Below are 14,941 nucleotides of genomic sequence, written 5' to 3' on the forward strand. Positions count from 1 at the left end.
TCCAGTGAAGAGATATCTATTGTGAACAAAGCAATCCAGCCCGCCCGGCCGGTTCTGGGCTGGCGTGAATGGTGTGCCCTGCCTGACCTGGGCATCAGTCATATCAAGGCCAAAGTCGATACCGGTGCCCGGACATCGGCGCTGCATGCCTGGTTTGTTGAAGAATTTGAACGCAACGGAAAACTCTGGGTGCGATTCGGCCTGCACCTGGAGCAGGACCAGCTGGTGGAGGCCGAAGTGCTGGATCAGCGTCATGTCACGGACTCCGGGGGACATACAGAGTTACGTTACGTGATTGCAACCCGGGTGCAGCTGGGCGATCAGTGTTGGCCGATTGAGCTGACCCTGACTAACCGCGACAGTATGCGCTTTCGCATGTTGCTGGGACGTACCGCTATTAATGGCCGTTATTTAGTTGATTCGGAGCTATCCTATCTGGTGGGTAAGAAACCCGCCGCAGCTCTACAGGGAGAGTAAAAATGAAAATTGGTATCCTTTCGCGCAACGCTAAACTGTACTCCACCCGGCGTCTGGTGGAGGCAGCTAAGGCGGCCGGACATGAGGTGCAGGTGATCGATGCACTGCGTTGCTACATGAACATCAACGCCCGTACGCCGAGCATCCACTACAAGGGCGAAGCGCTGGAGGACTTCGACGCCATCATCCCGCGGATCGGGGCATCGGTAACGTTTTATGGCACAGCGGTATTGCGTCAGTTTGAGACCATGGGGGTCTACCCGCTGAACGAGTCTGTGGCGATCACCCGCAGCCGCGATAAGCTGCGCTCTATGCAGCTGCTGGCCGGTAAGGGGATCGATATGCCGATCACCGGCTTTGCCAACAAGCCGGGTGATATTCCCGATATGCTGGATATGAACTCCGGCCCGCCGGTGGTGATTAAACTGCTGGAAGGCACTCAGGGCATCGGTGTGGTGCTGGCGGAAACCCGCAAGGCGGCCGAAAGTGTCCTGCAGGCCTTTATGGGGCTGAAAGCCAACATCATGGTGCAGGAGTATATCGATGAGGCTAAAGGGGCCGATATCCGCTGCCTGGTGATCGGCGACCGGGTCTGGGCCTCAATGAAGCGTCAGGCCCCGGACGGGGAGTTCCGTTCTAACCTGCACCGTGGCGGTTCGGCCGCGCTGGTGCGGATTACCCCGGAAGAGCGGGCCGTGGCTGTGCGGGCGGCGAAAACCATGGGGCTGAATGTGGCCGGGGTTGACCTGTTGCGTTCGTCTCGCGGACCGCTGGTGCTGGAAGTAAACTCCAGCCCGGGACTGGAGGGGATCGAAAAGGCGACTGGCAAGGATGTGGCGGGTGGCATCATTGCATTTATCGAAAAAAATGCCCGAGCTAACCGCACCCGTACTCGGGGCAAGGGGTAATGAAGATGGCGAAGCGGGCTGCATTTGAGATCGCCGGGCAGACAATCGAGCCTGGCAACCGCGCCACGGTGGCACTGGATATCGGCCGGCTCTACACCCATACCCATCTTGAACTGGTGGCGGAGGTGATTCACGGCCGTAAGGACGGGCCGGTGCTGCTGGTCTGTGCCGCGATCCACGGCGATGAGCTGAACGGCGTCGAGATCTGCCGCCAGCTGATGAAACGTCAGGCGCTGGAGCGCCTGCGAGGTACCCTGATTATCGTACCGGTGGTGAATATCTTCGGTTTCCTGCACCACTCGCGCTATATGCCGGACCGCCGCGACCTCAATCGCTGCTTTCCCGGCAGCGAACGGGGCTCGATGGGCGCGCGCTTTGCCAACTGTTTTGTCAAAGAGGTGCTGCACAAGAGCAGCCATGTGATCGACCTGCACACTGGGGCGGTACATCGCAGCAACCTGCCGCAGGTGCGGGCCAACCTGGATGATCCGGTGGTGCGGCAGATGGCGGAGAGCTTCGGTGCCCCGGTGATGCTGAACGCCGCTTTGCGCGACGGTTCGCTGCGCGGTTGTGCCGATGACGCCGGTATCCCGCTGATTCTCTATGAAGCAGGTGAAGCGCTGCGCTTTAACGATTACGCTATCAAGACCGGCCTGGCCGGGGTGATTAACGTGATGCGTGACCTGCAGATGCTGCCGCCGGTGCGGCGCAAGAATAAGATCCTGTGTGAAGAAGCCCGGACTTCGGGCTGGGTGCGGGCCGAGCTGGATGGCACCTGCCGTTTTATTGCCCAGCTGGGACAGCGGGTTAAGGTCGGTGATCAGCTGGCGACAATTGCGTCACCGTTCAGTCCGCAGGAGCAGTCAGTGCTGGCACCCTGGGCCGGTATTATTATCGGTCGCAACAACATACCGCTGGTCAATGAGGGCGATGCGCTGTTCCATGTAGCGCGTTTTGAAACCCTGGGCGGTGCAGAACGCAGTGTCGAGGCATTTCGTGAGACACTGGGCGATACAGAATATGCCTTCGATCAGACGGAGGCTTTACCCGAAAACAGCGGTTAACGAGTGGATTAAATTGGAAAACTTTAGCTTTTTTGTCGAAGGAATTGATGTGCGGGGCATGCTGCTGCAGCACAAACTGCTTGTCACCGTTGCAGTCATTGCCCTGGTAAGCGGATTTAAGATCAAGTTGTCGGCATTTCTCCGCCTGCGCAGCAAGCAGGCCGGTCAGGACCGGCGTCATGCGATCAATATTATCAAGAACCTGATCAACATCACGCTGGTGATCGGCCTGTTCCTGTACTGGTCGGATGAGCTGCAGAAGTTCGCCCTCTCGGTGGCGGCCTTTGTGGTGGCCTTTGTGATTGCGACCCGGGAGTTTATCCAGTGCATTATCGGCTTTATCTATATCTTTGCCGCCCGTCCGTTTCAGGTGGGCGACTGGATTCAGGTCGGCGATTACAGCGGCGAGGTAACAGAGACTGACTGGGCCAAGCTGACCCTGCTGGAAGTGGATATCAGCTCGTACAGCCATACCGGCAAGACGCTCTACCTGCCGAACAATATGCTGCTGTCCAGCTCGATCAAGAACCTCAACTTCCTGAAGCGCTATGCCACCCATACCTTTGCCATCACCCGGGACCAGAGCGTAGATCTGTTCTCCTTTATGGATGAGCTGCTGGTACGGGCGACCAAGCACTGTGAAGGTTTTTATGATGTGGCGAATCGCTATAACAGCCTGATCGAAAAGCGGCTGGATGTGACCATCGCCGGTCCGGCACCGTCGGCGATGGTGTCGACCACCGAGAATGGCCGCAACCGGATGTACATCACCATCTTCTGTCCGTCTGACCAGGCGCTGGAGATCGAGCAGAAGATCACCCGCGACTTTATGCAGCTCTGGTACGCAGCGCAGGAGATACGTCGTCTGCGCCGTGAGGAGGTGGCGGTTGCCGTCGCGGGTTAAGCGGCTATATGGCGCCCCGGCCGCAACGGCGGGGCGCTAAAGTTTAGCGCTGCCGCCGGTCAGCTTTGACTGCTCAGAATGCCTTCAATATCACTGCACAGCCGGTTTCTGCCCTCGCGCTTGGCCTTATAGAGCAACTCGTCGGCACGGGCGAACAGGGTGTCGCTGTTGTCGCTGAACGCCGCTTCGGTAAGGCCGATGGAGATGGTGATCGGTACCGGCTGGCCGCTGAAGTTAAATGGCGAGGCGGCGACGGCTTCACGTACACCTTCCAGCAGGTGAGCCGCTTCCAGCGCCGGCGTTGCCGGTAAAATCAGCACAAACTCCTCGCCGCCGTAACGGCCGACAAAATCGCTTTTACGCAGGGTGTCGGTGAGTATATTGGCCATCAGGCGCAGAGCCTTGTCTCCGGCCAGGTGACCGTAGTTATCGTTCACCTGCTTGAAGTGATCGATATCGCACACCGCCAGCGTCAGGGTATCGCCCAGTTCCGGCAGGCGCCTGAGTTCCTGCTGGATACGTTCGTTATAGGCGGTGCGGTTGGCCAGCTTGGTCAGCGGATCGACCCGGGAGCGCAGCCGCTCCTCCTCGATCTGCAGCATAGTCTGACGCGCTTCCTCCTCCATGCTGTTCATCTGCGCGACCAGTTTCTGGTGGCGACGGTTGGATTCCTGCTGGCGCGTAACCTCGTCACTCTTCAGCTGGGTAACGCTTTTCTGCATCTGTGACAGTTTTTCGGCGATCGCTGTTTTCAGCTGTGGCAGGCTGGCACCATTGACCGTTGCCGTATTCATGGCGCTGAAATTGTCCTGCATCTGCTGGCTGAACAGCAGGCGGCGCTGGCTGTCATTCTGCGCGATCTGAAAGTCCCGTGACAGGGCGTTATGCATCCCCGTGAGCTGGTCGCCGATATCCAGCAGGTAGTGCTCAAATTCCTCGCTGACGCTCTGGTTGCTCTGCACCACCAGAGTGATCACCCGGTGCATCAGCGGCGGTAACTGCGACAGCTCAAAATCTGCTTCCAGTTCGCCGATCAGCTGCAGCGCATCCTGCCGGTAGCGACTGTTCAGGTGCAGGCCATCGATCAGGTCGAGCAGCTCGGTGGCGACCTGACGCAGTATCGACTGGGTATCCTCATCCATCAAGCCGCCCCGGGCCAGCATCATATAGGGGGAGTCCGGGTCGGCCATTCCGTCCATGATCTCCCCCTGCAGTTTAACGATGCAGCCAAGCAGGGAGGGTAGTTCGTAGTAATGATGCACCGCGCCGATACTGCGGTTTTTTGCCGCTTCCAGAGCGTTGCTGGTCAGCTCTTGCTGGCTCAGGGCCTTCAGCTCACTGATCCAGCGGCGGATAGAGACCAGCAGCTGCTCGGCGGTCTCCCGGCGCTTGTCCTGCGACAGGCGCAGGCTCTTATCCAGCTTGCGGGCCGCTTTCTTCAGCGGCGCCGTTTCACCGCTGTCCAGCGCCAGCAGGAGTTCTTCCAGTCGCGTGTCCAGTCGCTGCTCCTGGCCCTGCGCTTCCAGCACCAGCCGGCGGATCACCTGCTGCATAATCTCCTGGCGGTGATGAGAAGCCGTTTCGCGTCGCTTGGCAGCGCGCTCCAGAGTGCGAAACTCCTTTGCCAGATCCTGGTATTTCAGCTTCCAATCATCTTTAGCGAATATCACGTAACAGTCCTTGTAATCAGGTCAGGGGCAACTTTGTGGTAACAGGTCAGGCTTGTCTATCGGCTGAAGTATTGGATTATTGAGCAAGCGTTGACTTCGGTTAGGAAACCGACAATCAGGCCGCTGGGTTTATTCTGAGCCGCCGCTAGCACCCACCATCTGACGCGGCAGGGCTTTATCCGGCGGTGGCATAGTTGTTATGACTGCCTGAATCGTTAAGCAGACGGAATGCCACTGTGATCGCAGGTCATCCGGGCGTGGCCCGGGCAGGGTGATTTCGTTGGCTAATCTATTGATATTGCTCAAATTAAGTCATCGGACTGTAATAAGATGTAGTGTCTTCAGGGTACTCAAAAGAGCACTCAATAAAAAACTCGGGTAGGATCAGAAGCCTAAATGATATTAAGCAGACCGTCCGGTCGCATCAGAACGGGCAACGATAAAGCAGGTGATGGACGTGGTAACCTCAGAATTGTTCCTACAGCTCAAACAACCGCTGTTGGTACTGAACGGAGCTGAAGGGCAATCAGTGCAGGCCAATAGCGCGGCTCAGCAACTGCTCGGCATTAGTGATCCCGACCTGACTAAAGCCCCGTTCTGGAACCCTGAAATCGCCCTCCAGCTGAATCAGCCTGCTGTTGCCGGTCGCAAAGAGATCGGCTTCGGTGGCTGCCGGCTGTGTTGTGAATACTCCCCGATCAGCCATCCCGAAGGTCACTGCCTGGTGATTATGCTCAGCCAGCCCGGCAGCCTGACTCAGGACCTGCAGAGCTTCAGCCATATCATCGACAGCCTGGGGGCGTACGTATACTGCAAAGACAATAACTACCGTTACACCTTTGCCAATCATGAGGTATGCGAGCTGTTCGGCCAGCCCATGAGCCAGATTGTCGGTTGTACCGACGACCGGTTCTTTGGTGAGCAAAGTGCCAGAAAACTGATCGAAGAGAGCGACCGCCAGGTGATTGAGGGCGGGCAGGTGATCCGCCGGGAAGAGATTGTTTATATCCCGCCACTGGATGAATACCGCACTTATCTGACGGTCAAAAAGCCCCTCTATGACCAGGATGGCAATATCAATGGCCTGTTTGGTATCTCTACCGATATCAGCGGCCAGAAGCTGATCCAGCAGCAGCTCTATCAGAGCGAAACCAAGCTCACCGCCATCCTCAACAATGTCGGCTCCTGCATCTTTATCAAAGACCGTGACTGCCGTTTTACCTATATGAATCGCAAAACCGAGCAGGTGTTTGGCGCCACGGCAGACGCGGTACTGGGACTGACCGTGCTGGATATTCTCGGCGCTGAAGGTGAGGAGATGTACCGCACCGACAGGCAGGTGTTTGAGCAGGGAGCGGCCGTCAAGGTACTGGAAAGCTTTAACGCTCCTCAGGGGGAGCAGCACTTCTGGACGGAAAAAGTCCCGATGCGCAATGCCGAAGGCGAACTCGATGCCTATATCGGTATCGCCACCGATATCACCGACCAGGTGGAGCTGGAACGCAAATTAACCGATACCAATCGGGTGCTGCAACACCAGGTGGCCCAGGTCACCCAGCTGACCGACCGGCTGCACCAGCAGGCCAACCGTGATCCCCTGACCCAGCTGTATAACCGCCGTTACCTCGATGCCAGCCGGCAGGAACTGATCGCCGACGCCAGTCGCCGGGATCAGCTCACCCTGCTGCTGATCGATATGGACCACTTCAAGCGTATCAATGACGAACTGGGTCACCAGACCGGCGATGACGTCCTGCAGCTGCTGGCCGACGTATTACAGCAGGGCTGCCGCAGCAGCGACCTGGTCTGCCGCTACGGCGGTGAGGAATTTATCGTCGCCATGCCTGCCACCACCACCGAAGACGCCCGCAGGAAAGCCGAACAGCTGCGTCATCAATACTGCCAGGCTGCTTTTGCTCTGCTGCCTGAGGGCTGGCACAGCACCTTCTCTGTCGGCATTGCCAGCTACCCACAGCACGGGGAAAACTTCGAGCAAGTGGTGAAAAGCGCCGACCGCGCACTGTACCGGGCAAAAGCCGAAGGGCGGGATCGGGTGGTGTGTGCTGAGTTGGTTAGAGAAGAGTAGAGCGAGCATGTAAACTGCTGCGCGTAGTCGTGCACTCGCCTTGTCCGGTTTGAGTGTTTAAGTTTTTACAGGGATTGGTAACGGTTAGCGCATGCAGCAAGTCGGTATTTACGAACAACTGATCACTCAGTTGCTTCAATCAAAGTTAGACCAGCAGAAATTTTATATTGGAGAACGCACGTTGGAGGCGGCGGAAGCCTCTGTGTGGTTATCCCGCTTCCTGACTCAGATATTGGAGTATGCTCTTAGCGCGGTGCCTTCAGGAGAAGGCCGATTAACGCAACAGATTGAGCTCTCGAACCAGTTGTTACTGTGGTTAAAAGATAAAGTCGCTGACAGTGGCTTTATTGAGGAGAATCTAGTCGATACCCAGGGGCGAATTCTTACAGCTCTTTATGAATTAGATAATCCAATTGCGGCCAGTCTAGATCAGTATGTAAAAGAGGTATTTCCTTTAACGGGTTTGACGCAAAGTGAGCTTTTTTGTGGCAGTAATGCGGGTTTGTCTCTTGAAACAGAGCTAAAGCGAGAAATTCTATCTTCAGATAAAATTTATTGGTTGGTGTCTTTCATCAAATGGGCGGGTATTCGGATTTTTCGACGAGAACTTGAAGATTTCACCCGTAGTGGTCGCGAACTGAAGGTTATTACCACCTCTTATATGGGGGCCACTGATGCCAAAGCGGTAGAGTTCTTAGCCAGTCTCCCGAATACCGAAGTTAAGCTCAGCTATAATACTCAACGAGAAAGGCTGCACGCGAAAAGTTACCTGTTCCTGCGCGATACCGGTTTTCATACCGGTTACATTGGTTCGTCAAATTTATCTCACTCAGCACTGACCAGCGGCTTGGAGTGGAATCTCAAAATCACCTCACAAGAGATTCCGCATATCATTGATAAGTCCCTGAATACCTTCGAAACTTACTGGCAATCAACAGACTTTGAAGCGTTCGACGGTCAAGCAAAAAGCCAGCAAAAACTCATTCAGGCCCTTGCGCAAGCGAAAGGCACGAGACGGATCAACCATCACATTACTTTGATATTAAGCCTTTTCCTCATCAACAAGAGATGCTCGAACAACTTTCAGTTGAACGGCATGTGCATAACCGCTATCGAAACCTTGTCGTTGCGGCGACAGGCACCGGTAAAACGTTAATCTCAGCCTTTGACTTCGCTCGGTTATTGAAAGCTAAGCCGGATGCGAAGTTTCTATATATTGCCCATCGTGAGGAAATTCTCAGACAGGCAAGGCTTGCTTATCAAGGCGTGCTAAAAAACTCCGGCTTCGGGGAGCTGTGGGTGGGTAATACCAAGCCTCAGCACTATAACCAGCTATTCATGTCCGTACAGACGGCAAATAGCCAGTTAAGTAATATGCGCCTGAGTGCTGATTTCTATGACTATATTGTGATTGATGAAGTCCATCATATTGCAGCCAGTAGTTATCGAGCCGTATTAGATGCTTTTGATCCGGAGATACTGGTCGGACTTACCGCGACACCGGAGCGCCACGATGGCAGTGATATCTTGAATGATTTTTGTGGTGTGATCGCGGCTGAACTGCGTCTGCCTGAAGCGATTAACCGCCGCCACCTATGCCCTTTTCAGTACTTTGCGGTTGATGATGATACGGATCTTAGAGATATAAGCTGGAAGCAAGGGCGCTATGATATTGCTCAGCTCACCAAGCTCTATACGCATAATCAAGCGCGCGTTGAGAAGATCTACCAGAGCTTGGCCGAAACGGTGACTGAGCTTAGTAAGATCAAAGCACTGGCTTTCTGTGTCAGTCGCGAACATGCGGCTTATATGACCAAGCAGTTTCTGATCAAGAATGTACGCTGTGACATTCTGACCAGTGACAATAGTCAGGAGCGTCAGGCCAAGCAGCAGGCGCTTAGATCAGGCGAGATTAACGTACTGTTTGTGGTGGATATCTTCAATGAGGGTGTTGATATCCCGGAAGTCGATACCTTGCTCTTCCTGCGACCCACTGAGAGTCTGACTATTTTCTTACAGCAGCTAGGCCGAGGCTTACGTTTAGCGGACGATAAAGACTGTTGCACAGTACTCGATTTTGTCGGCAACTCCCGCCCCGAGTATGACTTCTCGCAGAAATTTCGCGCTTTAGTGGGTAAGACCAATCAGGCGATCAGCAGAGAAATACAACAAGGTTTTCCACATGCCCCTTTGGGATGTCGGATTGAGCTGACCAAGCAAACCCAAGAATTGATCTTACGGAATATTCGCCAAGCGACAGTGAACAAAAACCGCTTGCTGGGATTGATTCGAAGCTTTGATAGCCACTCTGATCTTCCACTGGCATTGCAGAACTTTCTCAAGCTCAATCCCAATGTTTCTTTAGAAGATGTTTATAAAATTGGCAGTTGGTCTGAGCTGGTTTCAGCCGCGAAGGCGAATGAGGTTGGTGAAGCGTCCAGCGAGTCTGTGCGCAAAGCGTATCGTCGAGCGATTAATACCCGTTTACTGAGCTGTGACTGCTTCGGCTATTTAAGCTTCTTAAGGCAGTTGTGTGATCAGCATTTTGAGCTGACACCAGAGATGGATCAAACCATGGCGTTGATGTGCCATTACGATTTCTGGCAATGCAACGGCGACAAGGGCGAGTTTGCCTCTTTGCAGCAGAGCCTGAAGGCCCTCGACAATGACGAATTGCGAGGAGAACTCAGTGATGTCTTAACACTACTGATCAATCGGATTCATCATGAGCAGCTGCCGATGCCCTCAATGGTAGGTAATCCTCTACAGCTGCATGCACGCTATGCCCGTGAACAGATCTTGGTGGGCTTTGGCGTGTCGACGTTCGAAAAACAGTCGACGGCCCGTGAGGGCGTTCTGGTAATACAGGATCAGAATATTGAGCTGCTCTTTGTCACATTGAATAAATGTGAAAAGCAGTTTTCGCCCACCACTATGTATCACGATTACGCTATCAGTGAGAGGCTGTTCCATTGGCAATCCCAGAACAGTGCTAGGCCTGAGCGTGGCAAGGGTTTGAGTTACATTGAGCAGGCTGAACCTGGTAAACGAATCTTCCTGTTTGTTCGTGAGCAAGCAGAAGACGAAAACCGTCGCACTATGGGGTTTGTTAACTTTGGTGAGGTTCGCTACGTTTCGCACACGGGTAGTCAGCCGATGAGTATCACTTGGCAACTCGATTACCCGATGCCTACTTTCTTATGGAAGGAAGCCGCAAAGCTCGCTTCAGCTTAGGCGGTCAGACAGAAGTGCTTGAACCTCCAGCCCCTATAGCTTTTACAATAGCGCCACTTTTCAAATTTCAGGATGGTCTTGAATGACTGAGCAACAAACTAAGGTTGCCGGGGCGGGTTCTGGCTGGCTGCTGATCGCCTGGCTGCTGGCGCTGCTGTCTACGCTGGCGGCGTTGTTTATTGGTGAGGTGATGGGGCAGATGCCCTGTACCTTGTGCTGGTATCAGCGTATCTGCATGTTTCCGTTGGCGTTGATTCTGGGCGTGGCGGTGATGCGCAATGATAGCGCGGTGCATGCCTATGCTGTGCCGCTGGCGCTGATCGGATTTGTTATCGCCGGTTACCATTCGCTGTTGTACGGCGGCCTGATTGAGGCACCGCTGGTGCCTTGTAGCCAGGGTAGCGACTGCTCGGGCGAGGGGATGACGCTGTTTGGCGTGCTGCCGATCCCTTATCTGGCGGTGCTGGCCTTTGCGGCTATCACGGCCCTGCTCTGTTTTGATCTTAAGCTGCGCGCAACCCGGAGGAATGAAGTATGACGCGACAGAAACTGGTTTTATCGATTACGGTACTGGCGATTGTCGCCTTTGCCGCTGCGGCGATCTGGTGGCAGCAGCATCAGACATCCCAGGGCACTCAGGTTGAGGCGCAATTGCTGGAGCGTAGCTACTCGCCGTCGCTGGGGCCTGCCGATGCCAGGGTGACGATCGTGGAGTTCTTTGATCCGGCCTGCGAGACCTGCCGGGCGATCTATCCTTATGTGAAGCAGATCATGGCGCAGTATCCCGACGATGTGCGTCTGGTGCTGCGTTACACCACCTTCCATCAGGGTTCTGATGAGGTGGTGCGGATTCTGGAAGCGGCGCGACGTCAGGAGCTGTTCCTGCCGGTACTGGAGGTGGTGCTGGCGCGTCAGTCGCAGTGGGCATCGCATGGTGCGCCGGATCTGTCCAAGGCCTGGGAGGCGGCGGCGCTGGTCGGGCTGGATATTAAGCAGGCGCGGGCGGTGATGATGTCAGCGGAGATCAGCGCGGTGCTGGCGCAGGATGCTGCGGGTGTTGAGGCGGTGGGGGTGGAGAAGACGCCGACCTTCTTCGTCAATGGCAAGCCGTTGCTGACCTTTGGCGTCGAACCGCTGGTTAAGTTGGTACAAAGCGAGCTGGCGCAGTAATCCGGCTGTTCACAACTTAAGTTATCCACTGCCTGACAATAAGTCGCCCCTGACCCGGGTGGCTTTGTTGTTTTCGCCGCCCGGCGATCCACGCTGTGCATAAGTATGTTATCCACTGGGAGGATGATCCGCCCCTGAGTTTTTGTCATAGCTGAATGCGAAATAGTCGTTTGTGGCTGTTGCCGGAATGCCGTTTGATCGAGCCTGAATCATTGGCTCTGAAATCCGAACGGGGAGAACGCTATGGGTGCTGGGGATAACGCTGGATATCGTATTGAGACCGACCTGATCGGGCCGGTAAAAGTGCCTGTGGATGCGCTTTATGGTGGCCAGACCCAGCGCGCGATCGATCTTTATCCACTCAAGGGCGAAAAGTCGCTGGCGGATTATCCACAGCTGCTGCGGGCGATACTGCAGGTGAAGCAGGCGGCAACCCTGGCTAACCTGGAAAATGGCGAGCTGGCGGCTGACATTGCCGGGGCAATGCTGGCGGCGATCGATCGGTTGCTGGCCGAAATGCCGCGGGATCAGTTTCCGGTACACGCCTTCCACGGTGGTGGCGGTGTCTCCACCAATATGAACGTCAACGAGGTGATCGCTAACCTGGCCAACCGCGATCACTTTGGCCAGCCACCGGGCAGCTATGCTCCGGTGCATCCCAATGATCACGCTAACCTGAATAATTCCACCTCCGATGCCCAGAGCAGCGCCTGCCATATGGCGGTGATCAGCCAGTGGCAGGGGATGCAGGGGGCGCTGGATCTGCTGGCTGCGACCTTCGATGACCAGGCTGAAAGCTGGCAGCATGTGCAGAAGATCTCCCGCACCTGCCTGCAGGATGCGGTGGAGATCAGCTACGGCGACTTTTACAGCGGTTATGCCAGCCTTGTGAAGCGCAACCGTGACCGTCTGGCCGCCGATGTGGAGGCACTCTATGCGGTGAATCTGGGCGGCAATATTATCGGCCGTAAGGGAGACTGCTCCGAGGCGTTTCTCGACAACTCGATGCAGCATCTGAATGCGGTGCTGGGCAGCGATAAGTACCGCCGCAGTGACAACCTGTTTGATGCCTCGCAGAACCATGATGAGCTGATCCGGGTAGCGAGTGGGCTGGACCAGCTGGCGCGCGGCCTGATCCGCATCGCCAAGGATATCCGCCTGATGGCTTCGGGACCGCAGACCGGCCTGTCGGAGCTGATCCTGCCTGCGGTGCAGCCCGGCTCTTCGGCGATGCCGGGCAAGGTGAATCCGACCATCCCGGAATACCTGATCCACTGTGCGATGCAGGCCAGTGGCCGCTGTCATACCGCGCTGATGACTCATGACCATGGCGAGCTGGATTACAGTCCCTGGCAGGCGCTGGTGGTGAATAACATTCTCGATGCAATGTCAGTGCTGCAGGGCGGTATTGAGGTGTTCGTGCGGCACTGTCTGGCCGGTATCGAGCCGAATATCGAGCGTAACCACGCCAATGTAAACACCCTGATTCCGACCATCATCCGTCTTAAGCAGCAGAAGGGCTATTCGTTTGCCTCTAAGGTGTTTAAGGAATCGGGTGGCGATCTTGAGGTGATCCGTAGCTTTATCGAGTAGCGGAAACCTCCGGTCGCGTCAGGGTTCTTAGTCATCACCGCTTTGTGTGGTTTTCCGTGGGTTTCGCTCTGCTCAACACCAGGCTACAAGGTGCCAGTTGTCGGGGCGTTGCCAAGCATGAGTTTTTGTCAGTCTTGAGTGCGCTAATGTCAATTGTGGCGCTGCGCGCCCCTTCCTAAGATGGCTCTATGAAAAGGTTGGCTGAGCGCCGCCTGTGCATCGAAGTTTTATGCTTTTCCCCGGCGAGTGGCCAGCGGGAAAACATATTCGTGTCCCGCAAACACAATTATTCAGAACAGGAACATGAAATGAGCAACAATATTCCACTGGCCTGGGCCCAGGAATGGCTGGCTACGCCAAAGCAGCAGTATATCAACGGTGAATGGGTTGATGGCGCCAGCGCTGAGAGCTGGGCGGTGAAGAACCCGGCTAACGGCGAAACCCTGTGCAGCTTCCCGATCGCCGATGCCGACCAGGTTGAGCAGACCGCCGCGATCGCCAACCAGCGTCACCAGGCTGGCAGCTGGAGCAAGGTCAGCCGCACCGAGCGCGCCAACCTGCTGCGCGAGATCGCCCGCCTGATCCGTGAAAACGTCGAGAAGCTGGCGTTGCTGGAAACCCTGCCTAACGGAAAATTGTTCTCTGAGTCGATGGCCGACGATATCCCGACCTGTGCCGATATCTTCGACTACTACGCGGGCTGGACCGACAAGTACTACGGCGAAACCTCCCCGGTGGAAGATGGCTTCCTTAACTACACCCTGCAGGAGCCGGTCGGCGTTTGCGGCCTGATCGCACCGTGGAACTTCCCGCTGTATCAGGCGAGCCTGAAGATCGCGCCGGCCCTGGCGATGGGTAACACGGTGATCATCAAGCCGTCCGAGTACACGCCGCTGACCACCATCTTCCTGATGGAGCTGATCGACCGTGAGCTGGATATCCCGGCCGGTGTGTTGAACATGCTGCTGACCGATGGCAAGAACGCCAACCAGCTGACCCTGAGCCACAACGTACACAAGGTCTCCTTCACCGGCAGCACCGGCGTTGGCCGCAAGATCGTGCAGAACTCCGGTGCCTCCAACCTGAAAGCGGCGACGCTGGAGCTGGGCGGCAAGTCGCCATGCATCTTCTTCGAAGACACCCCGGACCTGGACGGCGCTATCGACCGTGCCTTCACCGTGATGTTCTCCCACAAGGGCGAGAAGTGCTCTGAGCCGACCCGCTTCCTGATCCACGACAGCATCTACGACTACGTGCTGGATAAGCTGATCACCAAGGCGGAAGCGATCAAGTGTGGCGATCCGCTGGCGGAAGGCGTTGACCAGGGCCCGCAGTGCAACGAAGTCCAGTTCAACAAGATCATGGAATATATCGAGATCGGTAAGACTGAAGCCAATCTGGTTGCCGGTGGTTATGCCGATACCGAAGGCGACAACGCCAACGGTTTCTTTATCCGTCCGACCATCTTCTCCGATGTGGATCCGAATGCCCGTATCGCCCAGGAAGAGATCTTTGGTCCGGTACTGAGCTGCATCCGTTTCAACACCACTGAGGAAGCGGTCGCGATCGCTAACAGCACTGAGTACGGCCTGGCGGCAGGTATCTATACCGCTGACGTTTCCCGCGCTCATCGTGTGGCGGAGCAGCTGGACGCCGGTATGCTGTTTATCAACCGTTATGGCTGCTACGGCCTGGCGGCCCCGTTCGGCGGCTTCAAGCAGAGCGGCTGGGGTAAGGAGATGGCGATCCACTCGCTGGCGTCCTACACCAAGAACAAGGGTGTCTGGGTTTACTACGGCGACGCCTGATCAGCGCGCTGTTTATCTTCGCCTGCT

Annotated in this window: 12 protein-coding genes; 11 read left to right on the forward strand and 1 reads right to left on the reverse strand. The window is 55.8% G+C overall.

The window, feature by feature from the left end:
* Positions 1 to 21: 21 nt before the first annotated feature.
* From Q354_RS0117105 to Q354_RS0117120, 4 genes are read left to right on the forward strand one after another with little or no spacing between them, the layout of a single operon-like run.
* Positions 22 to 477: an ATP-dependent zinc protease family protein gene (locus Q354_RS0117105; protein ID WP_027858663.1), complete on the forward strand. Its 456-nt coding sequence runs from the start codon at positions 22 to 24 to the stop codon at positions 475 to 477.
* A 2-nt stretch (positions 478 to 479) separates the two neighbouring features.
* A complete protein-coding gene (gene rimK / locus Q354_RS0117110; protein WP_027858664.1) occupies positions 480 to 1,385 on the forward strand; it encodes a 30S ribosomal protein S6--L-glutamate ligase in 906 nt (301 codons plus the stop codon).
* Positions 1,386 to 1,390: 5 nt separating this feature from the next.
* The gene (locus Q354_RS26270; protein ID WP_211252278.1) at positions 1,391 to 2,449 is read left to right on the forward strand and encodes a succinylglutamate desuccinylase/aspartoacylase family protein; all 1,059 of its coding nucleotides are present in this window, start codon (positions 1,391 to 1,393) and stop codon (positions 2,447 to 2,449) included.
* A 13-nt stretch (positions 2,450 to 2,462) separates the two neighbouring features.
* Positions 2,463 to 3,353 (forward strand): mechanosensitive ion channel family protein, encoded by an 891-nt coding sequence (locus Q354_RS0117120; RefSeq protein ID WP_211252279.1) that lies wholly within the window; start codon positions 2,463 to 2,465, stop codon positions 3,351 to 3,353.
* Positions 3,354 to 3,412: 59 nt separating this feature from the next.
* On the opposite strand, the gene Q354_RS27555 is transcribed toward Q354_RS0117120, so the two are convergent.
* The gene (locus Q354_RS27555; protein ID WP_027858666.1) at positions 3,413 to 5,023 is read right to left on the reverse strand and encodes a GGDEF domain-containing protein; all 1,611 of its coding nucleotides are present in this window, start codon (positions 5,021 to 5,023) and stop codon (positions 3,413 to 3,415) included.
* Positions 5,024 to 5,480: 457 nt separating this feature from the next.
* On the opposite strand from Q354_RS27555, the gene Q354_RS0117130 reads away from it, so the two are divergent.
* From Q354_RS0117130 to Q354_RS0117155, 7 genes are all read left to right on the forward strand, one after another.
* A complete protein-coding gene (locus Q354_RS0117130; protein ID WP_169828905.1) occupies positions 5,481 to 7,109 on the forward strand; it encodes a sensor domain-containing diguanylate cyclase in 1,629 nt (542 codons plus the stop codon).
* A gap of 91 nt (positions 7,110 to 7,200) precedes the next feature.
* Complete coding sequence (locus tag Q354_RS28590) at positions 7,201 to 8,265, forward strand: phospholipase D-like domain-containing protein (protein ID WP_211252280.1); 1,065 nt, start codon at positions 7,201 to 7,203, stop codon at positions 8,263 to 8,265.
* Entirely contained in the window at positions 8,178 to 10,343 is a 2,166-nt protein-coding gene (locus Q354_RS26280; RefSeq protein ID WP_211252281.1) for a DUF3427 domain-containing protein, read from the forward strand. The genes Q354_RS28590 and Q354_RS26280 overlap by 88 nt, the downstream gene beginning before the upstream one ends.
* Before the next feature lie 82 nt (positions 10,344 to 10,425).
* Positions 10,426 to 10,881 carry a disulfide bond formation protein B gene (locus Q354_RS0117140; RefSeq protein ID WP_027858668.1) on the forward strand — a complete coding sequence of 152 codons (456 nt, stop codon included), beginning with the start codon at positions 10,426 to 10,428 and terminating at the stop codon, positions 10,879 to 10,881.
* Positions 10,878 to 11,513: a DsbA family protein gene (locus Q354_RS0117145; protein ID WP_027858669.1), complete on the forward strand. Its 636-nt coding sequence runs from the start codon at positions 10,878 to 10,880 to the stop codon at positions 11,511 to 11,513. Before Q354_RS0117140 ends, Q354_RS0117145 begins: the two co-directional genes overlap by 4 nt.
* Before the next feature lie 243 nt (positions 11,514 to 11,756).
* On the forward strand, positions 11,757 to 13,106 hold the full coding sequence (locus Q354_RS26285; protein ID WP_036230345.1) for a lyase family protein: 1,350 nt from the start codon (positions 11,757 to 11,759) through the stop codon (positions 13,104 to 13,106).
* Between the two features lie 308 nt (positions 13,107 to 13,414).
* On the forward strand, positions 13,415 to 14,914 hold the full coding sequence (locus Q354_RS0117155; protein ID WP_027858670.1) for an aldehyde dehydrogenase family protein: 1,500 nt from the start codon (positions 13,415 to 13,417) through the stop codon (positions 14,912 to 14,914).
* Positions 14,915 to 14,941: the final 27 nt, after the last annotated feature.

The organism is Marinobacterium jannaschii DSM 6295, from assembly GCF_000620085.1.
GTDB classification, from domain to species: domain Bacteria; phylum Pseudomonadota; class Gammaproteobacteria; order Pseudomonadales; family Balneatricaceae; genus Pontibacterium; species Pontibacterium jannaschii.